The 25240-nt window shown below is 41.2% G+C and carries 18 protein-coding genes; 13 read left to right on the top strand and 5 right to left on the bottom strand.

All coding sequences use genetic code 11. The features are described from left to right. Nucleotides 1-605: 605 nt before the first annotated feature. Complete coding sequence (locus tag QPK24_RS13655; RefSeq protein ID WP_285741918.1) at nt 606-1607, bottom strand: cation diffusion facilitator family transporter; 1002 nt, start codon at nt 1605-1607, stop codon at nt 606-608. Nucleotides 1608-1912: 305 nt separating this feature from the next. Here QPK24_RS13655 and QPK24_RS13650 point away from each other — a divergent pair, with 305 nt between their 5' ends. Both QPK24_RS13650 and QPK24_RS13645 read left to right on the top strand, forming a co-directional pair. Beyond that, the gene (locus QPK24_RS13650; RefSeq protein ID WP_285741916.1) at nt 1913-6373 is read left to right on the top strand and encodes an endo-1,4-beta-xylanase; all 4461 of its coding nucleotides are present in this window, start codon (nt 1913-1915) and stop codon (nt 6371-6373) included. Nucleotides 6374-6638: 265 nt separating this feature from the next. Further along, nucleotides 6639-7838, top strand: coding sequence for an MFS transporter (locus tag QPK24_RS13645; protein ID WP_285749318.1), 1200 nt, complete (start codon nt 6639-6641; stop codon nt 7836-7838). 183 nt (nt 7839-8021) lie between these two features. Here QPK24_RS13645 and QPK24_RS13640 read toward each other — a convergent pair whose 3' ends face one another. Further along, complete coding sequence (locus QPK24_RS13640) at nt 8022-8384, bottom strand: hypothetical protein (protein ID WP_285749316.1); 363 nt, start codon at nt 8382-8384, stop codon at nt 8022-8024. Nucleotides 8385-8498: 114 nt separating this feature from the next. Beyond that, nucleotides 8499-9299: a helix-turn-helix domain-containing protein gene (locus tag QPK24_RS13635; protein WP_285741914.1), complete on the bottom strand. Its 801-nt coding sequence runs from the start codon at nt 9297-9299 to the stop codon at nt 8499-8501. Nucleotides 9300-9432: 133 nt separating this feature from the next. On the opposite strand from QPK24_RS13635, the gene QPK24_RS13630 reads away from it, so the two are divergent. The 4 genes from QPK24_RS13630 to QPK24_RS13615 all read left to right on the top strand — a co-directional run bounded on the left by QPK24_RS13630 (nt 9433) and on the right by QPK24_RS13615 (nt 13344). Beyond that, the gene (locus tag QPK24_RS13630) at nt 9433-10242 is read left to right on the top strand and encodes a phytanoyl-CoA dioxygenase family protein (RefSeq protein ID WP_285741911.1); all 810 of its coding nucleotides are present in this window, start codon (nt 9433-9435) and stop codon (nt 10240-10242) included. 123 nt (nt 10243-10365) lie between these two features. Continuing rightward, on the top strand, nt 10366-11502 hold the full coding sequence (locus QPK24_RS13625; RefSeq protein WP_285741910.1) for a glycoside hydrolase family 88/105 protein: 1137 nt from the start codon (nt 10366-10368) through the stop codon (nt 11500-11502). A 250-nt stretch (nt 11503-11752) separates the two neighbouring features. Continuing rightward, nucleotides 11753-12823 (top strand): glycosyltransferase, encoded by a 1071-nt coding sequence (locus QPK24_RS13620; RefSeq protein ID WP_285741908.1) that lies wholly within the window; start codon nt 11753-11755, stop codon nt 12821-12823. Nucleotides 12824-12843: 20 nt separating this feature from the next. Beyond that, nucleotides 12844-13344, top strand: a complete 501-nt coding sequence (locus QPK24_RS13615; RefSeq protein WP_285741906.1) for a PIG-L family deacetylase — start codon at nt 12844-12846, stop codon at nt 13342-13344. A 126-nt stretch (nt 13345-13470) separates the two neighbouring features. On the opposite strand, the gene QPK24_RS13610 is transcribed toward QPK24_RS13615, so the two are convergent. Continuing rightward, nucleotides 13471-14214: a glycosyltransferase family 2 protein gene (locus QPK24_RS13610; protein ID WP_285741903.1), complete on the bottom strand. Its 744-nt coding sequence runs from the start codon at nt 14212-14214 to the stop codon at nt 13471-13473. Between the two features lies 1 nt (nt 14215). After that, a complete protein-coding gene (locus QPK24_RS13605) occupies nt 14216-15235 on the bottom strand; it encodes a glycosyltransferase (RefSeq protein ID WP_285741901.1) in 1020 nt (339 codons plus the stop codon). A gap of 202 nt (nt 15236-15437) precedes the next feature. On the opposite strand from QPK24_RS13605, the gene QPK24_RS13600 reads away from it, so the two are divergent. From QPK24_RS13600 to QPK24_RS13570, 7 genes are all read left to right on the top strand, one after another. After that, the gene (locus QPK24_RS13600; RefSeq protein WP_285741899.1) at nt 15438-16427 is read left to right on the top strand and encodes a sugar phosphate nucleotidyltransferase; all 990 of its coding nucleotides are present in this window, start codon (nt 15438-15440) and stop codon (nt 16425-16427) included. Next, entirely contained in the window at nt 16424-17716 is a 1293-nt protein-coding gene (locus QPK24_RS13595) for a UDP-glucose dehydrogenase family protein (protein ID WP_285741897.1), read from the top strand. Before QPK24_RS13600 ends, QPK24_RS13595 begins: the two co-directional genes overlap by 4 nt. Before the next feature lie 242 nt (nt 17717-17958). Then, complete coding sequence (locus QPK24_RS13590) at nt 17959-18627, top strand: hypothetical protein (RefSeq protein WP_285741895.1); 669 nt, start codon at nt 17959-17961, stop codon at nt 18625-18627. A gap of 570 nt (nt 18628-19197) precedes the next feature. Continuing rightward, nucleotides 19198-20490 carry a group II intron reverse transcriptase/maturase gene (gene ltrA / locus QPK24_RS13585; protein ID WP_191805290.1) on the top strand — a complete coding sequence of 431 codons (1293 nt, stop codon included), beginning with the start codon at nt 19198-19200 and terminating at the stop codon, nt 20488-20490. A 281-nt stretch (nt 20491-20771) separates the two neighbouring features. Beyond that, nucleotides 20772-22115, top strand: coding sequence for an MATE family efflux transporter (locus tag QPK24_RS13580; RefSeq protein WP_285741889.1), 1344 nt, complete (start codon nt 20772-20774; stop codon nt 22113-22115). Nucleotides 22116-22136: 21 nt separating this feature from the next. Then, on the top strand, nt 22137-24491 hold the full coding sequence (gene gshAB, locus QPK24_RS13575) for a bifunctional glutamate--cysteine ligase GshA/glutathione synthetase GshB (RefSeq protein ID WP_285741887.1): 2355 nt from the start codon (nt 22137-22139) through the stop codon (nt 24489-24491). 228 nt (nt 24492-24719) lie between these two features. Continuing rightward, complete coding sequence (locus QPK24_RS13570; protein ID WP_285741886.1) at nt 24720-25148, top strand: MarR family winged helix-turn-helix transcriptional regulator; 429 nt, start codon at nt 24720-24722, stop codon at nt 25146-25148. Nucleotides 25149-25240 lie beyond the last annotated feature (92 nt).

Raw genomic sequence — 25240 nt, 5'->3', positions numbered from 1 at the left:
GAATACTTTCACTTGTATCTTATTGCAAGTCATTTTTTTCGTCAATTGAAGGGGAAATGATAGAATAATCCAAAAAATGTGTAGATAAATTGCTACAAAAAATACGCTGATCTCTGCTAATGAGCAGTAAGTATGTCTCTTATAGACGAAAAAGATAAGAAAAATGAGAAGAAATAAAGAAAATGGATGTAGCTTTTGTGCTTTTAATTTTTGTTAAATACAATAAAAAAGTCGGTTACTTTTCCTTGTTAAATAGAGATGAATCGGGAGATTTATAAACATTTTTTGTTGTTAAAGTGATCTGAATTACAGAAATGAGAATCTAATTTCTCAGTAATTCCTAGAACAAAGCTGATGTGGTAATGGATTAAAATAGAGTATAAATCATAGTGTGAACAGTTTATGAATTACATAAAAAATAATGATTTGCGAGAAATAAGTCTAAAATTCGCTTTTTTCGCTTTCTTGCGACAGCATATTGGAGCCTCATGCTGCAACGAAACGGAAGGATGGCTAATACTTTTACATTAAAAGTGCATTTTAGCGCGATGCAAATAAAAAGAGTCTGCTTATTCCTAAGCATGACTCTTTTCATATACACAATTTTATTTTACATTTTCTGAATCATTATTAATCCAACTTTTAATTCCATCATCTTCAATAATAGAAATAACTGCATCAGCGATATCTGGATTTTGCATAAGTTTGTCTTGAATTCGGAATTTGATATCATCAGCATCTGCCAGCGTCAGACCTTTATGAAGTTCAATTAATCCTTCCACATGGTAATAACGTCCTTCCTGAAGGATGCGCATCATTTGGATATCTGCCACATGTGTATCTGCAAAAATCGTCTGAGACACCTTATCTTCGATATCTTGAGGAGCAGCAACCCCGATCAGCCCAATCATATTGTCATATCCGACCCGGAAAGCAACGGCAATCATCAAACAACCAATGAGTGTAGTCACGATGCCATCTAAGAGTGCAAAGTTAGTGAGCGCAATGACGACGACAGAGATTAAAGCAAGGAGCGCACCTAACACTGCAACCACGTCTTCATAAAATACAAGTCTTGTTGGCGGGGCAGCTCGCCCCACATTTTTGATAGCAGCCGGAACAAGAGCAAATCCTTTCGCCTCAGGAGCCCGTGATTCTTTGAGAATCTCCTTCATTGCTTTAATTAAAATGGTACCATCAATGAGAATATTCAGTACCAGCACAGATATATTAATCCAAAGACCACCTGAATGACCGGCAGGATGCTGCAATAAATGAATTCCTTCATGAATCGTCTCATAGGCCATAATCGTAACGACAATAACAGCAATCATACAGAAAATGTTGATTACACGTCCAAATCCAGTAGGGAATCGATCTGTGGGCTTTTTCTCAGATAATACGCTGCCGACAAAGACAAATCCCTGATTGATCGCGTCTGCGAGCGAATGCATGGCTGAGGCGAACATGGCCCCGCTGCCGCTAAATATAAATGCTCCTCCTTTGCATAAAGCAAGCACTGCATTCCCCGCCATAGCGATGGCAGACGAAGTATTTCCTTTCTTTACGAGCGAAATAAAACTTTCCGATTTCGGTTGTTCAATCACTTTTTCTTTTCCTCCTAGAGACAGTTGTAATAAATGTTTTGCAAATAAGATTCGCTTGCTTGTTATCCATGTTTTTCCATGTAACTTAATTATAACTTTTTTTACCCATTTTAGGTTGAAGTAAAAAGCACTGTGAAACTTTTATTTTTTATTTAGGTTTTTCAGTAACATCTATGATTTTTACAGTAAGATCTATAGTTTGTCAGGTTTTCGTCAACCAGGATACCCGTCATAATAGACAGGAAGCGTCACAAAGTGATTTGAAAGCGTTTGCTTTGTGGTGTAATCATAAGGGAGGGAACGTAATGAGGAGTAAAATATCAAGTGTATTAGCTTTCATCATGTGCATAACCATCATGGCACCACAAGGTATATGGCTTCCCAAAGCAGATGCTGCTGCAGTCGGTGAGACGGTTGTAAGCAGTGATTTTGAGTCAGGAGTTGATGGGTGGTTCAAGCGCGGTTCTGAAACCGTTACACAAAGTACGTATGATGCGCAGAGCGGCAACGGAAGTTTGCTGACAACGGGGCGTACAGCGACATGGAATGGACCAGGGATGAATGTAACAGAAAAACTGGTAAAGGGTGCTACCTATGAGTTCTCAATCTATGCCAAACTAAAAGAAAAAGGTTCAGCTACTATTGAATTGACACTGAACCAATCTGATTTGCCAAAAGTAGATGGTAAAGACAATCCGGCTACTTACGTTAAAATTAACTCAAATACCGTAACAGAAGCCGACTGGGTACAACTGGTAGGAGAGGTTCAAGTTGATAAGCGTGCGAGCGGATATCAAGTGTATGTACAATCCACCGACAATGCAACGGTTGATTATTACATCGATACGTTCTCTGCTAAACTTGTCAAACTGCCAGAAGACTCTGAGCCAACATTACCGGGTGATGGGGAAATTGACCAACCAGGTCATTTATTTGATTTTGAAGACGGCCAAGGAAAATGGATTCGTCGCAATGGAGATGGTCAGATCAGTGTTACTGATCTAGATAATCATACAACAGGCGGTTCAAAAAGCTTGCTGACTACGATTTCTGAGCAGTATGATGGACCTATTCTCGATGTACTAAAAAAGATGAATCCAAATGAAAAATACGACTTATCCGCATGGGTGAAAATGGCACCTGATTCGAAGCCTACGACACTTCGAATATCAGTTCAATCAGGCAAAAACAGCTTTTCAAATGTATCCTCAGACGTACTTGTCACATCAGGAGAGTGGATACAGTTGAAAGGTACATATACTGTACCTGCGGCACCTGAAGTACTTAACGTTTATGTTGAATCAGCAGAAAAGCCTGCTGAGGCAAGATCGTTTTACCTAGATGATTTTCAGATATCATTAAGTGCTCCTGCATCAGGTCAAACGCCGTTGCCAATTCAAACTGACATTGACGCACTCAAAACGGTTTATGAAAAATACTTCGATATTGGGGCAGCAGTGGAACCTCCTCGATTGAGTGGAAATATTCAGCAGCTTCTTGATTTTCACTATAATTCCGTTGTTGCTGAGAACTCAATGAAACCGCAGTCCCTGAGTCCGTCCGAAGGGAAATGGAACTTCTCGTCAGCGGATATAATTGCACAGTATGCAAAGGACAATAATCTAAATTTGCGGCTACATACTCTTGCGTGGCACTCACAGGCTGCAGAGTGGATGTTTAAGGATGCAAATGGCGTAGCTCTTGAAGCAACGGAAGCGAATAAGCAACTCGTTCTGGATAGACTAACGAATTATATACAAGTTGTGCTTCGCCACTTTAAGGATATGGGAGTTACAATCCATGACATTGATGTAGTTAATGAAGTCATTGACGAAAGTCAGCCGGACGGTATGCGCAGAAGTGAATGGTACCGGTTAACTGGGATTGACTTTATTAGAACTGCATTCAAGGTAGCGAGAGAAGAACTTCCATATGCGAAGCTGTACATCAATGACTATAATACACATAGTCCGAAAAAACGCGATTTCATGTATGATCTTGCTGTGAAACTTAGAGACGAAGGTATACCTATCGATGGAGTCGGTCACCAAACACATATTAATATCAGCGGTCCTTCCATTGAACAAATCTCAGATTCGATTCGAAAATTCGGTGAAGCAGGTTTTGATAATCAATTAACAGAGGTTGACGTATCTGTATACACCAATAATACGACGAGCTATGATACAATTCCTGAGAACTTGCTCGTATCGCAAGGGTACCGATACAAAGAATTATTCAAAGAGTTGATACGCCTAGATGATCTTGGAAGAACAGATAAGAACCCTGAAGGTTGGATTAGCAATGTGACACTCTGGGGCATAGCAGATGATTTTACCTGGCTTCATAACCGTCCGATCGATCGCCAGGATGCACCTTTCCCATTTGACAAACAACATCAAATTAAATATGCGTACTGGGGAATGATTGAAGCGGTAAAAACAATATTCCCTTCCAAACTTCCTGTCTCCGGAAAAGCGGCTACCGCAGCGCAAGGTACACCAAAAGCAGGGGATCCTCAAGATATTGCCTGGGGTACAATTCCGGCTATGAAAACGGAAAGTCTTGGTACACTTGAAGCAGATGTAAAATTGTTGTGGGACGCGCTTCATTTATATGTTCGAGTGGCAGTGAAAGATAACACGAAAGACTCTACAGATAAGATTGAACTGTTTACGGATGAGGGTGGTAACAATAAACGGACATTTACACGCGATGACTCATCAGTAACTGAAGTAGAAGGTGGATACGTATTAACAACAGCAATTCCACTGGAAGGAAAACTCGGAGATAAAGTCAAATTCGATGTAAGAGTAACTGACCTTGGTGTTAACGATGGCTCTGAACAGGGCGGGAATGGCATGATCGTATCATGGAGTGACCCGCGAAATGCGCAGGAGTATGATACACAAGGATACGGGGTACTCACTTATATTGAAGCAACGAAAATCGGAACTGCTATCAAAGGCACACCTATCATTGATGGTGAACTGGATGCAGTTTGGGCGAGTGCACCTGTGTATAAAACGGATGTGAAAGTTGAGCAGACAGGCAGTGGAGCAGCCAAAGCAGATTTCCGCACGATGTGGGATGATGAAAACTTATACGTATATGCAATGGTCACAGACAGCGTATTAAGCGATGCTATTAAAGAAAGTGCTCATGAACAAGATTCCATTGAAATTTTTGTGGATCAGAATAATGGAAAGACAACAGCATATCAAGATGATGATGGTCAGTATCGTATTAATTTCAAAAATGTGAGAACGACCGCTGGGCATGCATCGGAAGATAATTTCACTTCGCAGACTAAAATTGTTCCAGGAGGATATGTTGTCGAAGCAGCAATATCACTGGATAAGATTAAAGTGACTCCGAATACAGTAATTGGTTTTGATCTACAGGTAAATGATGACCAGGACGGGGGTTCCAGGGATAGTGTATTCATATGGAATGATCCTACGGGTCTATCTTATACGAATACATCGAGATTCGGTGTTCTTCAGTTCAAGGATAAGGAGACAGCTCCAAATCCGAATCCAAATCCAACACCAAATCCAACACCAAGTCCATCACCGAGTCCAGCGCCAAGTCCGTCACCAAACACCAATCAAAATACAAATGAGTCAGCTTCAATACAGGTGAGCAAGGATGCGAATGGTCATGCTACCGCAAAAGTGAGCAATGCAGCTTTCACTGAAGCGTTGAAGAAAGTAAAAGCAGGCCGCATCTTGTTCGAAATTCCATTACCAAGCGGTACAACAAAGGTGAATGTGAAACTGCCAGTTGACCAGATTAAGACAGCTAAGGCATCTGGTGTCAAGGAATTAGAAATCAATGCGGGTCTAGCTAAATTAGTTGTGCCTAGCACTTTCATTCCTGACTCGGCGGATACGACCGATGCAGAATTCAGCATCGAAAAAGTGGATAACAATTCATTAACGGATGCAGTTCGCAGTAAAGTCGGAAACAATCCTGTGCTCGACTTCCAATTAACCATTGGCGGAAAGCAAATCAGTAATGCAGGCAAAAACCAAAAGATTCAAATCTTGATTCCTTATACTTCAAAAGATAATGAGAAAAAGGAACAAGTGGTTGTGTACTCCATAAACGGCAACGACAGCTTGCAGATCATTAACAACGGACACTATAATCCAGCTACCTCTATGGTAGAGTTTCGTGTTAATGACTTCAGTAAATTCACAATGGGACATGTAAATGTGAACTTCACTGATTTAAATCAAACGGAGTGGGCGAAAGAGAGCATTTCTGCGTTAGCAGCTCGTAATATCGTGAAAGGTGCAACGGATCAATCGTTTTTACCTCGAAAAGAAGTTACACGTGCTGAATTCGTACAAATGCTGATCAGTACACTTAACCTGGAAGCTGCGAATACAGAAGTAAACTTCAGTGACGTAGAGAAGGGGCAATGGTATTCTGAAGCGATTATAGCGGCATATCAAGCAGGAATCGTTCAGGGTAAGAAGAATGGAACCTTTGGCGTCCATGATAAAATTACTCGTGAAGATATGGCAGTAATGACGCTTAGAGCATTAAAGGCGACTGAATTCACGGGGAACACGAACAACCAAGGATCAACTTTTGCAGATCATTCAGCAATTTCGGATTATGCCAAGGAAGCGGTAGCAACGATGAAGCAAGCAGGCATCATCAGCGGTATGCCAAATGGCAAATTCCTGCCTAAGGCTACAGCGATCCGGGCAGAAGCAGCGGTGATTTTGCATCAATTACTAAGTTTGAACTAATATCATGTAAAAGGGACGTTGTTAACTATTTAGCTGTAAGCTGAATAGGAAGCAGCGTCCTTCTTTTATGAAGCTCACTTCACGAAGAGCGTAAATTTAACTTTTGCAATCTATGCTAGTTCTATATTCTTATATACCAAACTTAAAATATTATATTTATAAAGTGATTTTCTCGATATAGTATAATGATATGTTCATATATAGGGATAAGGAGACGTACATAACAGTGAAAAAAAGTACAGGGAAAATCAACAAAATTTATGCTATGCAGCTTGCTACCATATTTATCGGTTTTATCATTTTTGGTTTCTCAGAAAATAGTAAAGGACCTGCGATTCCACGAATTCAATTCGATTTTATGTTAAATGAGTCTCAGCTGGGTACCTTATTATCGCTTAATGCGTTAGGTTATTTGCTTGCTTGTTCATTTACAGCTTACCTGACAAGAATATGGGGAATCAAACGGGTGACGGTTATATCTTTTGCTTCTATGGCTCTCTCGGGAATATTCATTTTTTTCTCGCAGCATTATGCCATGTTTTCAGCTTCATATTTCTTAATGTATATCGGTAACGGGATGCTGGAGATCGGGCTAGCCATACTGGGGGCTCGTATTTTTGTTAAGAACACGGGCACGATGATGAATTTAACTCACGGTTTCTATGGTCTGAGTTCAACGGTAGCCCCGCTTATTGCAACAGGTCTAATGAAGGTTACCATTAACGGTTATACACTGGACTGGCGTGGAATGTATCTTGTTATGCTGCTATTATCTATTATTCCTATTGTTTTCGCGCTGTTTAGTTCTTTTCCTGGCGATGATATTTCAAGGGAAGACCGTGTTCCTCTTAAAACGCTAATTAAAGATCCTGTTTTATGGCTCATGGTGCTTATCCTATCCTTTGGTGTTGTATCCGAGTTGGCTGTAGGAGGCTGGCTCGTTAACTTTTTAGAAAAAGCTTACGATTGGGATACCGTTGCCGCATCGGGAATGCTCTCTGCCTTCTTCTTATGTTTTTCACTTGCAAGACTATTGCTTGGACCGTTAACAGATAAAATTGGTTTTACATTATCCTTAACTATTTTTTCGGGGATCTCTGCGGTTTGTACGTTTATTGCTATTTTTGGCGGGGAAGAACTAGCTTTTTTCTTTGCCGCTGCTGGAATAGGGATTGCTATGATTTATCCAACGGTAATGGCATTTATTGCTAGGAGATATCCTAATGGGAGTGACACGGCCATTACTTTTACGGTAACGCTTATGGGAGTCGGCAGTGTCATAGGTAATTATCTAATCGGGTTAGTTATCGAAATAACAAAAGGTATTTTCGGAGCAGATACTCAGCTAGGGCTATATCGCGGACTCCAAGCCGGGTATGGATTTATCGGTTTATGTGCAGCTTTGTGCATGATAACCGGAATAGTTCTATATATTTATTTAGGTAAAAGGAAAGAGATCATTTGAGTTTATTCCTATTTGCAGACTCATCCAAGCAACAACCACATTTCCTGCTTAAAGAGAACATCTAGCAAGTCGTTATCCTGTCTATAAGTCCGGTCCATTTTGGTAAAGTTAAACCGAAAACAGGCTCCTTTCTACCCTGTTAGACAGTAGTTCATGATTTTACTAAAAAAATAAGAGACCGTCTTACATAAGGCGGTTCTCCAATGATTTAATTGCAAGGATTAGTGCAGTTAAGCGGCGTTCATTTAAGGTTTTTTGAGAACTGCCTTTTTTTGCTTTTGCTATTTGTTTTTCAATAGAGGGAAGAATACCTTGCAGGACTTCTTTAGAAGTCATTATGATCTCTTCGTTATAGTTAAAACTCTCCTTATTCCAAACCCCTTTTAAGCTTTCTAAACCAATCTTCACTGCGTTTAGTCTCTTTTTGACAAGAGCGGTGCTTGAACCTTTTTCTGTCATGGTGTTATAAGCGTTAGTAAGTTTATTCATCGTTGACTCCAAGGATGTAATGGACAGATCCTGGATTTCTTTGCTAATCGTATTTATATCCATATTTATATTTATATTCATATCCAATCCACACTTTCCGTTTTTTAATAATCCAACTTCCTTTACCCCGTTGCTAAACGCTTTGCTCTCAACTTGGCAATCTCCGAATACTTATCCTTTATCTTTTCTAAACTTTGCTGGGCTTACCCCTACCATTCTACGAAAGAGATGGGCAAAATGATTATAGTTATTAAATCCTACATCATGTGCTGCTTCGGTTGCCGTTCTCCCCATATGTTCCATATAGATGGCAGCCTGCTTGATTCTCATTCGATTCACATGTTCAATAATACTTTCACCTATTTCTTCTTTAAAAAGATGGGACAGTCTTGAAGAAGATAAGCCGGCTGCATCTGCTAACTCTTGAATTCGTATCTCGTTATTCATAGAGTGAGACAGGTTTTGCAAAGTAAGGATAATTCGCGGGTCGTGCTTTCTATGTAATTGCTGTGCGAGCAGCAAGATAATCTCCCGAATTGTATTTTCACATAAAGCATACCAATAATCTGATCGTTCTCTTGCATGGTAGAGGATATGTTCCAATCCATCGATAACTCGCTTTTGTGTATATCCCTCCGCGATAGGTACAATAAGAAACTCTTCTTGAGGCAAATAACTTATTTCCATCAGTTTATGAAAATGAACCCAGATAAAGTTCCAGCGACTGCCTTTCACTGTACCATATTCATGAGGAGTATCGGCACGTAGTAGTCCAAGTTCTCCTGCATGGATATGTTTACACCCCTCGGGTGTATGGAAATATCCTTCCCCTTCGAGTGTGCATACCATGAGCCAGTCTCCCATTCCCTTGGGACGACTGTGACTATATGTGTCGTCTTCATTAAAATGTCCGCTCAGAATATCGCCGTAACTTGTAGCTGTATAATTCACAGTTTGATATTGAGGAGCCATGTACTGTCCTCCTAATTCCAGACGTTAGCAGAATCCATGCAGTTTATAGCAAGAATCCTACTTCTTATCTATTATGGATTCATGTAAGCTGTTGTCAACCGATGAGGTATGTTTAAAAAGGAGATGAGTAATCATGAACAAACGGTTGAAAACGCTATCCCCCGATCAGTGGAATCTGTTTCAAAAGGAAGGGTATATCATCGTAAAAGGGTTGTTTAGTGAGGAAGATCTGTGCCGGATTGATGATACTTTTGATGAGATCAGTAATGTAACTATTCCAGGTTATTTCGAACCTGATTTGGTGACTGCTTCAGGCGATCCTCTAAAACGTTACCCAAGGGTCATGCATCCGCACCGTTTCAATGAAACGGCCAAATCCTATATGCTACATAAACCGGTACTTAATGTACTTGAAGATCTCTATGGTGAAGAAGCGTTAGCTGCACAAAGTATGTTCTATTATAAGCCACCCGGCTCCCGAGGTCAGGCACTGCATCAAGACAATTTTTATTTGCAGGTAGAGCCTGGCAACTGTATAGCAGCTTGGACTGCCATTGATCCTGCTACGCTTGAGAATGGTGGACTGCTTGTAGTCCCTCAAACTAGCGAGCATGACATCGTATGTCCGGAAGAGGCGGACTCCAAAGAGTCTTTTACGACGCACTATGTGAAACCGCCAAAGGATGCAGCAGCCATACCCGCAATTATGGATCGCGGAGATGTATTGTTCTTTAATGGAAATCTCATTCACGGTTCGTACCGAAATAAAACCAAAGATCAATTCCGCCGCGCTTTTATATGTCACTATGCGAATGCATCCGCCACTCATATCAGTAATCATTATCGTCCTCTATTTCGTGCAGACGGTTCTGTTATTGATCTAGAGATAAATCCGGATGGGGGACCTTGCGGTGTAGAGTTCGATAATGTTTATCCTCATTAATTATGAGTACTATAAATAGGATTAAGACGGAAAGTTGTATATCAATTGCCAATTGTAAACGCTATAATATGATCTGAGTTTATTACCTTTTATGGATAATTATGGTGGAGAGGCGGGGATAGAATGGTCCTGATTCAATCAGAGTATAAGTGGGCAACAAAGGTGGCTGGTTCCATTATGGAACGAACACCTAAGCTGTATGCGGGTGAAGGTTATAATGGAAAATGGTCGTATGATTACGGTGTAATATTAAAAGGGTTCGCGAAGCTTTGGAAGATTACCGGTGAGGCTCCTTATTTTCAGTATATTCGGGACAATATGGACCACTTTATTCAAGATGATGGTACGATCCGAGGATACCGCCAGGAAGAATATAATATAGATCATATTAATAATGGTAAGCTTCTGTTTGTACTATACAGTGAGACAGGTGAGGAAAAATATAAACAGGCTGCTAGTCTTCTTCGCGATCAGCTTCGCAGTCATCCGCGCACTTCGGAAGGCGCTTTTTGGCATAAACAAGTATACCCACATCAGATCTGGCTGGATGGGCTTTATATGGGGGCGCCTTTTTACTTAGAGTATTTGCTGAATTTTGAACCAGATGGGGATATGGAAGATGTAACCCGGCAATTTATTATTTGTGAACGACATACCAAAGACGAGCAGACGGGACTCTTATTCCATGCTTGGGACGAGAAACGGGAACAGCCGTGGGCAGATCCAGTAACGGGTTTGTCACCGAACTTTTGGGGAAGGTCACTTGGATGGTATGTGATGGCTTTAGTAGATGTCCTGGAACTTTTGCCAGCAAATCACCAAGATCGGGGGGAGCTTATTCGGATCTTAAACGATACACTAACTGCTCTTCGTAAGGTGCAAGATCCACATACGGGAGTATGGTATCAAGTCGTGAATGAAGTCTCACGCAAAGGAAACTACTTGGAAGCTTCCGCTTCGAGTATGATTGTGTACGCCATAGCGAAAGGACTTCGTCTGAATTTGCTCTCTTCGGAATGGTTAGACGTACTAGATCAAGCATATGCTGGCCTTATTGCTGAATTTATTCTGGAGACAAAAGAAGGCTGGGTAAACCTGAATAAAAATTGTCAGGTTGCAGGTCTTGGCGGCAGTTCCCGCCGAGATGGAACTTATGCTTACTATATCAGTGAACCGATCATTACGAATGATCAAAAGGGACTGGGAGCATTTTTGCAGGCAAGTACTGAATATGAGAATCTGAACCGGTCCGCACTTTAAGCATTATTTAATGAGAAGTTAAATAGTTCATAGAATTTATACCGCAAGAAGTCGTCGAATGTGACGGCTTTTTTGCATTCTAGAATTCTACTAATATCAGGCAGCAAGCACCTATACGATCCTTACCTATAAAAAATGATGAACATCATGTCTATTAACTATTCTAGTGAATATAGACGTATTTCCGTAACGGAAACTCGCCGTCCTCCATATTATATAAAATAGATTTTGAGACAGTGGAGGGAGAACGATGGAAGCATTACGTTTACTCATGATTATAGATAAGTTCGAGGTAGGTGGAACAGAGACCTATGTATCCGCTGTCGTAGAAGAAATGTCAAAACGAAAGATTGCTGTGTATGTAGCAGGTAAACCAGGGAGTCTACTGTCAAAGTTTAAAGCCATTGGTTGTCCTACTTTTACGAGTATTCGTAATCAGGCCAAGTTTGAGAGATGGATATTGAAACATAAGATTAACATGATTAATGCTCATCACGAAACGACAGGATTACTTGGAAGCCATCTCAGTAAGAAACTGAAAATCCCTTTTATATTCACCATTCACGGAACCTATTATCCGCGCTCCCTGATTAATCGAGTCCTCAAGAAATGTGACGAACGTAAGGCTGTAATTAGTGTCAGTTTTCCCGTGAAAAAATGGCTAGAAGAAAAAAATATCTCCTCCATTGTGATCCCAAATGGTATCAATACAGAACAATTTATATATAGCAAAAATAGAGAACTTCTTAAACAGCTTGGCATACCGCGAAAATCGAAGGTGCTTTTGTATGTCAGTCGATTAGAAGATGAAAAAGGAGATGTCTGTAAAAATTTTATTCGAGCGGCTCAGCGTTTTATGGATAAAGATGCGGACGTACATGTGGTGATTGTCGGCGGGGGTCCTGATCTGAATAGTGTTAGAAAACTAGCTGCAAAAAAACACGCTCAGCGTATTCACATATTAGGAGAGCGACTAGACACGGTCTCTTTATTCTCCATCAGTGATGTAGTAATAGGCACAGGAAGAGTGGCTCTTGAAGCGATGTCCTGTAAACGTCCCGTTATTGCGATCGGCAGCAAAGGGGTCTTTGGTATTGTGAAGCCAGAAAACTATAATGTGGCCTGGAAGTATTATTTTGGCGATCACAGAGCGAAACAAACGGTCGATACAAAAAGAATTGAGCGTTTAATCGGGATTGCACTTCGTTCGAAAAAAACATCTGCCGTATGGGGAAACGCAGGGCGAGAGTTTGTTAAAAATAAGTTTCATATATCGGGTATCACAGATAAATTACTCGCTGTATACCACAAGATGATCTAACGAAGCCGGGGGTGTGCTATATGATAAACAAACTTATGATTGTCGCTCATCCGGATGACGAGATTATCTTTGGAGGAGCTTTTCTTTTAGCTGAAAAAGGATGGAAGGTCATTTGTGTAACAAATGCGAGAAACAAAATTCGTTCCAAAGAGTTCAGAAAAGTAATGAAAGACATTGGAGCTGACTATGAGATGTGGGACTACAAGGATAAATGGGGAGGAGATTTCAACCGAAAGTCATTAAAGAGAGATATAGAGAGAGTGCTTAAAGCGAATCCCGAAATTAATATGATCGTCACCCATAGTAAAGGAGGAGAGTACGGTCACTCACAGCATAAAGCGCTGCATGAGATTGTGAAAGAGATCGCACCGGATAAGCTCTATATTTTTAAACGTTCGAAGCAAAAATTGGCTAAAGGAGTATTAAAAAGAAAATACACGCTCCTAAAACGATATAAAAGCCAAGATATTGATTGGCTGAGAAAATATATTGAACACGAGAATGTACGAAAATACAAATAAAAGGGAAGTTCCTTTTTTAAAAATATCATGGCGAAAAGGGCTGTGAGATCATCCCCTCTACGGAGTTCTCAGACAGCCCGCTGCTCGCCATTAGGCGGTTTGCTTTATTCTATGACGGAAGAGAAGTTAATAGGATTCATATGAAAAAGAATTCTTTGCATGCTCCTCATAATCATCAGGAATATTAGCAGTTGCAAAGTTTACAAAATCATCCGTATAGGCGACAAGTTCACAAGATTTCATATACTGCTTGGTATCTCTTTTTTGCGTATGAGATTGGATGTTTTTTCGGCGAACACAGACGTAGTTCTTACTTGAGACATAATAGATTTTGTATCCTGCGTTGTAGCACTTTTTCAACCATTTCGCGTCAGAGCCTCCGATCGTATCTTCCGGAAACTTGATTTTTTTCCATACGTTTTTTCGAAAGAACAACGTACCGCCTTTCAGTCTTCTTCCGAGCATGTGTTCTTTTCCTTTACGATATTCCATAAGTGCTTTCTTTTCTTCGAAGTACACATAAGTGGAGTGTTTACCAACGATGGGTGCTTTTTTTGCCTTCAAGGCGAGGAGAGACTCCTTTAAATAATGGGGACCATAGTAATCATCATCATCGAATTTGGCGATAAAAGTTCCCTTTGCTCTTTTAATTGCCCAATTCAGACATTTTCCTAATGTGTACCGCTCGGGGAGCTTATAAACTCTCACATTATCATAATCTTTTGCTTTTCTCTTCCATGTTTTCAGACTCATACTGTCGTTATTTAAAATAATGATTAGCTCCTTATTATGCCACTCCTGCCGTTCATAATTTGAGAAAATGTTATCCATGAATTCAGGTCTCATGGTGCAAGCGATGATAGAAGCCATATTATCTGTTCAACTCCTTATCTATAATCGCTTTTCTTTTATTCCACGTGGAATTTTTCGTAACTTTATATTTTTTCTTTTTAATGACTTTTTTATAGAGTTTTAAAAAGTTATCTGTCATTACTTTATCTGAATAATATTTTTTAACATACAAGCGGCATGCTTTTGGTGATGGATACGATTTACCGCTTTTCACTTTGCGTGACATCTCATTCACATTATTACAGAGCAGCTGTGGTAAGCCATGCAGCACTTCAGGAATGGCTCCCGCTTTGAACGCAAGCACGGGGGTGCCGCAAGCCAGTGCTTCAATAAGAACTAGACCAAAGGGTTCATTCCAAGTCGAAGTGAATAGGACACAGCTTGCTTCGGATAACAGTTTCATTTTTTGTTCACCGCCAACAGGACCGATAAACCGGATCTTGTCATTTAAGTGCGGTTTAATTTGTTCATTAAAGTAAGCTACATAATTTGGGTTGTTATTAAAGGTTCCTGCAATAATAAGCTCTTTGCCTGTTTTCTGGGCGACCTCAACGGCAAGATGGACTCCTTTTCCGCTCATCATTCTGCCAATAAAGAGTAAGTAACCTTTTTTCTTCTTTTTATAAGGATAGTCACTTAAACGAATACCGTTATGAACGTAATAGCCTTTTTTATTGATATCTCTTATTTTTTTACTGACAAACACAGGGATTTGGCTTCCTGCCGCACTTTTAGAGTGTGAATTACGGATCGTCGGAATTGGAGGATTAGACTTGGCTACAATGCCGTAGTGGTCATGAATGATATCTACATCAGAAGGCGTGTTTTTGATAATAAAAGCCAGTTGATCTTCTTTACTATCCGATGGATATTCAAATGTTTTCGTGGCGCGAGTGTTTGAGCCTTTTTTGGCAAAGAGGATCACTTCATGACCGCGATTAACAAGTTCCTCTGTAAGATAATACACATCTCGCTGCGTACCCCCGTAATCAATAGGCGGTACGGGGAGTGAATTTGTTGATACTTGAACAATCTTCAAAATGAATCTGCCTCCTTTGAACTAGCCGAAGCTAAGCCTTACTACTCCACAGTCTATGCCGACTGCGTAGAGAAGGAATGGGCCTTTATAGAACCTATTAACTAATGTCTCTTTCTTCTATGAGGTACGAGAATCCAATCCAAAGCTATTTCATTTTCATAGAATATTGAGAATGCAGTAATGGAAAGGAGTGTGCGATCCTTTGAAAGGACTAATCCTATGTGCAGGAAAAGGAACCCGGTTATATCCATTCACCGTTTCTTATCCCAAAACATTGATTCCTGTAGCGAACGTCCCATTGCTTCACGGATGCATTGATAAATTAATCGATCAAAACATAACCGAGATTGGGATCGTGATCCATCCTTCTCAGGAATCTAGTATTAGAGAGAGTGTGCAAAAGATAGACGAACAAAATATGAGAATTACGTATATCTATCAACGAAAGCCTGCCGGGATTGCAAATGCAATCTTGCAGGCGAAGGATTTTATTGGTGAGGAATCCTTCATATTGCTGCTAGGAGATAATCTAATCTCTACTTCACTAGAGATACTCAAAGATCAAGTGGATATTGAGAAGAATGATGCTGCTTTATTGTTAGCTGAGGTGGATCATCCTCAAGATTATGGAATTGCCGAGGTGACTGGCTCAAAAATTGTAAGACTGGAAGAAAAACCGCAAAAGCCTAAATCCAATCTTGCTGTGCTGGGTGCTTATGCTTTTTCATCGTCCATCTTTAAGGCAGCCGAAACGATCAAACCTTCCGCTAGAGGGGAATACGAAATCACGGATGCGATCCAGTGGCTGATTCAGGAAGGGTATCCCGTTGCTTATCAAAAGACAGAAATATCGAGTATTGATGTAGGAACCGTAGAAAGATGGATTACAGCCAACCGAAAAATGCTGAAAGAAATGCCGTATGAGAGTAATATTCATCCTTCGGTTATTGTAAAAAACAGTACGATATTTGGACCTGTCTCTATTGAACAGAACTGTGTTATAGAAGATGCGGTGATTGGTCCTTATGTATCAATTGGAGAGAGTTCGACAATAAATGGCTGCTCTATACAGGATAGTATCCTCCTCAGCCATGTTCATCTAAAGAAAATAGGGCACCCCCTTCGGAAGATGGTGGTTGGCTCAGGTTCTACTTGGGTCGGGATCGAACAAAAAGGAGAAGATCAGGGATGAATATACTTGTGATTGGCACAGGGTATGTGGGAACAACAACAGCTTTGGTATTTGCCGAAATGGGATGGAAGGTTACGGGGCTTGACACAGATCAGCAGAAATTAAATCAACTGCAAAATGGTATTTTATATTTTCATGAACCCGGCTTAAAGGAACTGCTGATAAAACATAATAGTTCAGGTCAACTTCAATTCACTTCTAATAAGAAAGAAGCCATCCAAAAAAGTGACGTCATATTTATTTGTGTGGGGACACCTTCACGTCCAGACGGGAGTGCAGATCTATCCTATGTGAAACAGGTAGCAGAAGATGTGGCTTATCATATGAATGGCTATAAACTTGTCGTAAATAAAAGTACCGTTCCCGTAGGGACACAGGAAAAAGTGACGGAATGGATCTCAGAATCGAATCGGCATGCACACCCTTATGATGTCGCGTCTAATCCTGAATTTTTACGTGAGGGAAAGGCATTAGAAGATTCATTACATCCGGACCGTATTATTATTGGAACAAAAAGTGACCGAGCGGCGAAATTACTCCAGCAGCTGTATTCCTCTATGACTTGTGAAATCATCGAAACGACCCCGCGCACGGCCGAACTCATTAAATATGCATCCAATGCATTCCTTGCCACCAAAATTTCTTATATGAATGAACTTTCCAGATTAAGTGATCGACTAGATGTAGATATCAGAGAGGTAGCTAAAGGCATGGGTCTCGATCTTAGAATTGGGTCAAGATTCTTGCAAGCCGGAATTGGCTATGGAGGATCCTGCTTTCCAAAGGATGTATCTGCGCTGCAGCAAACCGCAGAAGAGAACGGAATGAAACTTCAGATATTAGAACAAGTAGTAAACGTAAATAAAAGTCAGTATCTATACATGCTTGATAAAGCGAAGAAGAAACTAGGAGATTTTGCAGGCAAAAAAGCAGCGGTGCTAGGGTTGGCATTTAAACCAGACACAGACGACATCCGTGAAGCTCCGTCCCTTCGTTTGATTCAGGACTTACTCGGTCAGCAAGCCACCGTTCATCTATATGACCCGATCGCAAAATTACCTGCTAGTTTCACACATGACCATCTAACCGTTGCTTCTATGGCTGAAGATGTATTTAAAGAGGCAGATGCCGTATTCATATGTACCGAATGGACCATGTTTCAAGAGCTGGACTGGAAATCAATACATCCGCAAATGAAGCAACCAAACCTTTTTGATGGACGGAATATGCTTGATGCCAAGACCATGAAGTCATTCGGTTACTACTATGAGGGCATTGGATATAAGTAGAAGACAAAATAGCGATCACAGGAGTGGATAGATTCTATTAATGATGTTCTTATAGCAAAAGTGAGGTTCTTATAGGAAAAAGTGACGTTCTAATAGGGACAAGCGCTTACTATACTAGCTGCCATTATGGCGGCTTTTTTCTTGTAAGACATGTAAACGAAATGTCACCTTAATGTAACTTTCATAGAAATGACTATGTTACTATGTATATATTACAAATTATACCAGGAGAATGATGCGACATGAAAAAACGATTCAAGGTCTTGATGGTGACGTGTTCTGCTTTTGTATTGATATCCGGTTCTGCCGTCGCGATGACATCCTTGCCACAGATTTATATTAATAATGTAGAATATTCAAATTCCTATGGGAAATTAAAAATCGAAAAAGGTACGGCAATGATTTCTTTACGCACCATGGTGCAGCTGTTTAAAGGAGAAGTGGAATATAAAGACCACGGTATTTATATTACCCTTCCAGAAGCAACTCATTTAGCCAGACAAGTAAATGGTCTGATGAACGGGCTTGCTGCAACAACACCGGAAGAAGCTGCAAATACATGGATTCGCGGAGTGCAGCGTCGAAGCGGTCCAACTCAGTATGCAGTGATGACTTCGGAATTACAGAAAAAAACCAAACAAGAATTTGAAGATAATTCCTGGGTTACAGGCGGATCGAGTCCGCATATGGGAACGGTAACGAAGATGGATACAAAAACCTTGTCAGCTGATAAAGTACAAATTTCATTTTCCTATCCGCTACTCGTACCTGCGGATGGAATTATAGATTATGGGAAAGCAGTCCTCACTATTGTGAAAGCAGGTGACCCTGAATATTGGGCGATCTCGGAAATATCTTTGCAAGATCCCGGAGATACGGGTATTATGATTGGTGCTAATCTGACTGATTAGCAGGTCAGCTTCTTCAATTGAAGAAGCTTTTTTCTTGTGTGCGTGCCCAGCTAAGCACGCATCTTCTAGCCGGTGAAAGTCCGGTCACGGGAGGGGCCAAGCCCCTGTGTAGCTAGGATACCTACGTACGGTGAAAACTGTGCGTAGAAGCGTATCGACAAAAGTATCTGTTGGAGACAGAGCGAGCAACATACCAGGCCGTAACATCAAGTGAATCCTGCCGCGTCGTCAAAAAGGCCTCGCAAGAGGGACGAGGGGAAGCCGAACCCCGGCTTAATGGGTGAAGGCCACGGAAACTGCTAAGAACTTGGAGCGGCAGTGAAGAATTCTCCGGCGTAAGGGGATCGGCATGGTATGAAAGAAGATGCAGTGAACTGGGGAGACCCTCCCCTGCACGGATTTTTTTTTTTAACCCGTAACAAAGTGGTCTATAAGTCCAAAAGACGAAATGATCTACTTGCAGGAAGGGAGTCCGAGGGGCTCATAGTACTGAGGAACTGTAGGACAACACAACCTGCAGGAGGGAAGGAGCCCTGCTTTGTTCATGTTTTTTTTAGGAGGTACGAATTAGTGAATGCCAAACGGCTAACGACACCAAAAGAAAACGTTCAACAACTCCAAAAGAAACTAGGTCATGCGGCCAAGGAAAACAAGAAGCGCAGATTCCACGCATTGTACGACAAGGTCTACCGAATGGATGTATTAGAGGAAGCCTGGCGAAGAGTACGAGCTAACAAAGGATCGGCTGGCGTCGATGGAGAAACTCTTTCGGATATTGAGGAAAAGGGAGAAGCATTTTTCCTGTACGAATGCCAACGATGCTTGAAGGAAAACAAATACCATCCACAGCCCGTACGACGGCATTATATTCCGAAGAAAGACGGGAAGCAAAGACCGCTGGGTATCCCAACCGTCCGAGACCGCGTCATTCAGATGGCAGCGAAACTGGTCATGGAACCGATCTTTGAAGCGGACTTTCAGGAATCTTCATTTGGATTCCGTCCAAAACGAAGTGCGAAAGGGGCACTGGACCGTATCCGAAAAGCCTGCAACCGGAAAGGGAATTGGGTGGTCGACGTCGACATCCAAGGCTACTTCGACAACATCAACCAAGAGAAACTAATGAAACTGGTGGAGATGCGAATCAGCGACAGGCGCGTCCTGAAGCTGGTACGGAAGTGGCTGAACACGGGAGTGATGGAAGAAGGCAAGGTCAGACGATCCGATCTGGGTACACCACAAGGCGGCGTGATATCCCCTCTTCTCGCGAATATCTATTTGAATTATTTTGATATTCTGTGGGAACGACATGGCAGTGGAATCGGGGAACTTACGCGATACGCAGATGACCTTGTTGTTGTATGCAAAACGAAGAAAGATGCAGAACGGGCGTATGCACTCATACGTGCGATTATGGATCGTCTGGAACTGACCTTGCATCCGACGAAAACGCGGATTGTAGGATTATGGACGGGAGAAGAAGGGTTTGATTTTCTAGGCATGCATCATCGCAAGACAAAAGCTGAAACATCCTACGGAAAAGTGTACTATACCACGCAGCAGTGGCTGTGCCGGAAAGCGGAGGAACGCATCCGGGAAGTGGTAAAAGAGCGCTTAGCTCCGTCCAGCCAGAGACATAAGTCACTCGCGGAGCACGTAGGTTGGCTGAACCCGAAGATTCAGGGGTGGCGCAATTACTACCACACGTCTTACAGCCAACGAAAAATGGCGAAGTTAGATTGGTACATTGTGTTGCGTTTGGCAAAATGGTATGCAAAGAAAAGGCAACGTTCTCGGTGGCAAAGTGCGGTCCAAGAAGTGCGGTACATGGCGAGACAATGTGGACTCAAAACGCTCTTGTAATCTGTATGCACATGAATGACGAACATCGGAAAGCCGTATGAGGGAAAACCTCACGTACGGTTTGATGAGGAGGGGCTGGTTTACCCAGCCCTTTACTCTAGTATTCTTGATAATGCAAATCGTAATATAAACATGTAATTATATGTTCATCTCCTGTGCTGCTCGTAGAGAGGACGTAACGATCTTCGTAGCTCTCACTTCAGCGAGAAGAATTGATATCGTTTTGCTATGCCGATCCTTGTGATCGGTTTTTTATAATGGGAGGAAGGAGATACATAGGAATGAAAGGTACAAACGATTTAACGCAAGGCCCGATTATGCCGACTTTAATGAAATTAGCACTTCCCATTGTTGCGACGAATTTCATCTCAACAACATATGGACTTGTCGATATGATCTGGGTTGGAAGACTTGGCAGCGGCGCGGTTGCGGCCATTGGTACAGCCAGCTTTTTTATCAATTTAGCCATTGCTTTGTCTACTTTGATAACGATTGGTACGGGGATTAAAGTATCTCATTGTATGGGAGCCGGTCAGGAAGACAAAGCTAAAGCATATGTGAAAAATGGATTTGTGATGTCTGTTTTGTTAAGTGTACTGTATATGATTTTTGTCTTTCTAACTCAGGATCAGCTGATTGGTTTCTTTGATCTGGGAAGTAATGAAGTGGAACGAATGGCAAAACAGTTTCTACTCATTTCTATTTTAGGGACCGTATTTTCCATACTGAATACGTTATACGCTACGATCTTGAATGCGATGGGGAACAGCAGGCAACCATTTCGAATTTATACGATAGGACTTATTTTAAATATTGCCCTGGATCCATTCCTCATCTTTGGTTTTGGAAGTTTTGAAGGATGGGGTGTGGTAGGTGCTGCGATTGCGACACTAACAGCGAATATCGTTGTGACCCTGTTATTTATCCTCCAGGCTCGGCACTCTAAACTGGTTACCATTGCACTTGCATGGGATACCAAGCTGTTAAAAGAAGTGATCCGTATGGGGGTACCGATCACGATTCAGCGCGTTACTTTTACGATTATCTCCATTATTATTGCCAAATTAATCGTACGTTTTGGAGCGGAGGCCATTGCCGTTCAAAAAGTAGGAATTCAAATTGAATCGATCTCTTATATGACCATTGGAGGTCTGCAAGGTGCGATCGCGGCCTTTTTCGGACAAAATTATGGGGCCCGGCGGATGGATCGTATCCATGAGGGTTATGCCAAAGCACTCTCGCTGACTTCTGTATTCGGTATTGTTATTTCTCTTATTTTTGTCCTATTCCCAGAGCAACTGTTTTCTCTATTCTTATCCGATGCGAAGAGTCTCGCTCTTGGAACGGATTATATGCGAATCTTAGGCTATTCTCAGTTGTTCATGTGTCTTGAACTAATGACAGTGGGTGCATTTAATGGAATAGGGAAGACACATATCCCGCCGCTATTTAGCATCACATTTACAGCACTAAGAATACCGCTTGCTATTATTTTATCGGAACCTTTAGGTTTGAATGGGATTTGGATGGCAATTGCTCTAAGCAGTGTGTTTAAAGGTCTGGTTCTCGTCTATTGGTTTAGAAGATCTTTACGCAAAATGACGGTTCCACAAACGGTGATCTAAAACAAGAAGGAAGGTTCATTCATGAGATTACTAGATCATAAATTCATTGAACGGTTAAAGGAACATGCAATAGAAGAAGAACTGCTCCAAGGTAAGTTTGGACTGGAAAAAGAAAATGTAAGGGTAAATCAAGAAGGTAAGCTTGCCTTAACTCCTCATCCAGAAGCGTTTGGGAATAAACTCGAGCATCCTTATATTCAAACGGACTTTTCGGAGAGCCAAATGGAAATGATTACACCCACATTTGAATCAATAGAGGAAGCTTATCATTTTCTAGAGGCGCTGCAGGATATCGTATCTAATGAATTAATGGAGAAGGGGGAGTACTTATGGCCAAGCAGTAACCCTCCCATGCTGCCAAAAGAAAATGAAATTCCAATCGCACAAATGAACGATCCCGTTGCGGATGAATATCGTCATGAGCTAGCGGATAAATATGGGCGAAAACGCCAGCTGCTTAGCGGAATTCATTATAACTTCTCGTTTGATGAACGTGTTCTTCGTAAACTGCACCGCATTGAAGGCGGCAGTGAAGAATACAAATTGTTCAAAGATGCGGTTTATTTTAAAGTAGCACGGAACATGCTTCGATACCGCTGGATGCTGATCTATTTAACAGGAGCAAGCCCTGTGTTCGATCGAACTTATATGGATATTTGTGTAGCAAAAGGACATTCCGATGATAACGAAAGCTATTATTTTCCGAATATGAATTCACTGCGAAACAGTTCATGCGGCTATCGTAATCCAAAACCGGTGAGGGTTTCCTATGATTCTGCTAAAGATTATGTTCATGATCTAAAAGAATTAATTCAGAAAGATGAGTTACTGAGTGTAAAAGAGTTTTATAGCCCGGTTCGTATAAAAACCGCAAAAGGCATAGATCCACTGCAAGAGCTGTTAGAAGATGGAGTCGCTTATTTGGAACTGCGTTTCATTGATTTAAACCCGCTGCATAAGAATGGAATCAGTATGGATACCTTGAGGCTTATTCATATGTTCTTACTCTTTATGCTGCTGAAGAAGGACGAGCCGTTTAGCGAGCAGGATCAAAGGATCGCTGATTTGAATCATGATCAGTTAATTACTAACGGGATAACCGGTCATTTATACGACAAAGAAAACAGCAAAAAGTTGATGAAAGAGACTGCACTCACTTGCATCGAAGAAATGGAAGAGATGGTGGCTCTTCTGTTCCCTAAGAAAGAAATGTACGTGCAAATTCTCGAGAGCGCGAAACGGAAAATTAGGCACCCAGAACTCAGTGCTGCATCAATTGTGAAATCCGAAATTCAAAAATCTTCGTACCTTACGTACCATCTCGAAAAAGCGAAAGAATATGCCAAGCAAAGCTTGTTAACAGGATATCGCTTTTCGGGATATGAGGATCTGGAGCTATCTACTCAGCTTCTTCTAAAAGCAGCGGTCAAACGCGGAATAACATTTGAAATACTAGACCGAGAAGAAAACTTTGTTGTATTAACCAAAGGAAATCATAAGGAATACGTGAAGCAAGCGACAAAGACGTCGTTAGATTCGTATAGCACCGTCTTGATTATGGAAAATAAGGTCGTTACTAAGGCTGTATTATCTCAGCATGGCATACGCGTTCCGTCTGGAGATGTATTCCATAGTTTAGAAGAAGCTAAGCAATCGTATGATCTGTACCGAGGGAAGCCCATTGTCATTAAACCGAAATCGACCAACTTTGGACTAGGTATTACGATTTTTAACGAAGAATATGCTAGAGAAGACATGGATAAAGCTTTCGAGATCGCTTTTACGCATGACCGAACTGTTCTGCTGGAAGAATTCATGACAGGAAAAGAATATCGGTTTCTCGTGATGGGAGATGAGGTTATAGGGGTACTGCACCGGGTTCCTGCCAATGTCATGGGGGATGGTGTTCATACCATTCAGGAATTGGTTCATGAGAAGAATAAAGACCCGCTTCGAGGAAGAGGATACAAGACACCTTTGGAGAAGATCCAGCTGGGAGATTCAGAAGAGATGTTTCTGAAGAATCATAATAAAGGGTGGAACGATATCCCTGCTGAAGGGGAAGTCATCTATTTAAGAGAAAACTCAAATATCAGTACAGGCGGAGACAGCATTGATTATACGGAAGAGGTAGATGGCAGCTATATGCAGGTTGCGATTCAAGCGGCGAAGGCTGCTGGTGCAACCATCTGCGGAGTGGATATGATGATTGATGACGTTCATGTGCAAGCGACAGAATCGAATTACAGCGTTATCGAAATTAACTTTAATCCTGCGATTCATATTCACTGTTACCCTTATAAAGGAAAGAACCGAAAGGCGAATGAAAAAGTGCTGGATCTGCTGTTTAATAAGGATGAGCGGCCATTCGAATGAAATGGATTAGTTTAATTTGAATACAGATATGACAGGGTAGTATATTGTCCCCTTCAAGCAGTAACTTAAATAGACTCATGTTATCATGGAGAAAGGAGTGAACCTTGGAGGGGAATAAATGAAACCAATCTTGTACCCTGAGTTCGAATATGACACAATAACGATATCGAATGATGAGAGAAAGAATATCATCTTCATCAACTAATGCTTATAAAAGAGGGATAAACCATGAAACAAGACCCGCTTCAAACTATTGAGCACGAGATCGCATTGCTAGTACGTCTTACAACCGCTTATAAGCCTCGACTGGGAGCGCTTGATCGTTCTGAATATCTTCTGCTTAGCGAACTAGATAATGATAGTCCGCTCGCGATGAATATCCTTGCTGAGAAATTACAACTTAGTCTTTCCACGGCAAGCAGACAAGTCGCTACGTTAGAAGCAAAACATTTCATTCAGCGGTTCCCTGACCCTCATAATGGACGAATCAGCCTTTTGGAAATTACGGAGGAAGGCAAAGAAGTTTTACAGAGAGTTCAGCGCGCCAGATATGAAGTATATGAAAAGGTGCTTCAAGATTGGACTCCTGATGAACTAAAAACCTTAGAGGCCAATTTGACTCGCTTAAATCGAGATTTCAAAAGATGGAATAAATAATCTACATAACAATAGCAACATCACCACTCGATAAAATTTAGTGATTGATTTAATAATACGAAGTTGTATAATATAGTTTGTTCGCTATAACT

This window comes from Paenibacillus polygoni (assembly GCF_030263935.1).
Lineage (GTDB): Bacteria > Bacillota > Bacilli > Paenibacillales > Paenibacillaceae > Paenibacillus > Paenibacillus polygoni.
The sequence above is the reverse complement of the archived record's forward strand: the minus strand, read 5'-3'. Positions and strand labels throughout refer to the sequence as shown.

Excerpts from the sequence above, each read along its gene's own strand:
- QPK24_RS13650 (WP_285741916.1), top strand. The coding sequence starts at position 1,913 with ATGAGGAGTAAAATATCAAGTGTATTAGCTTTCATCATGTGCATAACC.
- QPK24_RS13645 (WP_285749318.1), top strand. The coding sequence starts at position 6,639 with ATGCAGCTTGCTACCATATTTATCGGTTTTATCATTTTTGGTTTCTCA.
- QPK24_RS13635 (WP_285741914.1), bottom strand. The coding sequence starts at position 9,299 with ATGGCTCCTCAATATCAAACTGTGAATTATACAGCTACAAGTTACGGC.
- QPK24_RS13630 (WP_285741911.1), top strand. The coding sequence starts at position 9,433 with ATGAACAAACGGTTGAAAACGCTATCCCCCGATCAGTGGAATCTGTTT.
- QPK24_RS13625 (WP_285741910.1), top strand. The coding sequence starts at position 10,366 with ATGGTCCTGATTCAATCAGAGTATAAGTGGGCAACAAAGGTGGCTGGT.
- QPK24_RS13620 (WP_285741908.1), top strand. The coding sequence starts at position 11,753 with ATGGAAGCATTACGTTTACTCATGATTATAGATAAGTTCGAGGTAGGT.
- QPK24_RS13615 (WP_285741906.1), top strand. The coding sequence starts at position 12,844 with ATGATAAACAAACTTATGATTGTCGCTCATCCGGATGACGAGATTATC.
- QPK24_RS13610 (WP_285741903.1), bottom strand. The coding sequence starts at position 14,214 with ATGGCTTCTATCATCGCTTGCACCATGAGACCTGAATTCATGGATAAC.
- QPK24_RS13595 (WP_285741897.1), top strand. The coding sequence starts at position 16,424 with ATGAATATACTTGTGATTGGCACAGGGTATGTGGGAACAACAACAGCT.
- QPK24_RS13590 (WP_285741895.1), top strand. The coding sequence starts at position 17,959 with ATGAAAAAACGATTCAAGGTCTTGATGGTGACGTGTTCTGCTTTTGTA.
- QPK24_RS13580 (WP_285741889.1), top strand. The coding sequence starts at position 20,772 with ATGAAAGGTACAAACGATTTAACGCAAGGCCCGATTATGCCGACTTTA.
- gshAB (WP_285741887.1), top strand. The coding sequence starts at position 22,137 with ATGAGATTACTAGATCATAAATTCATTGAACGGTTAAAGGAACATGCA.
- QPK24_RS13570 (WP_285741886.1), top strand. The coding sequence starts at position 24,720 with ATGAAACAAGACCCGCTTCAAACTATTGAGCACGAGATCGCATTGCTA.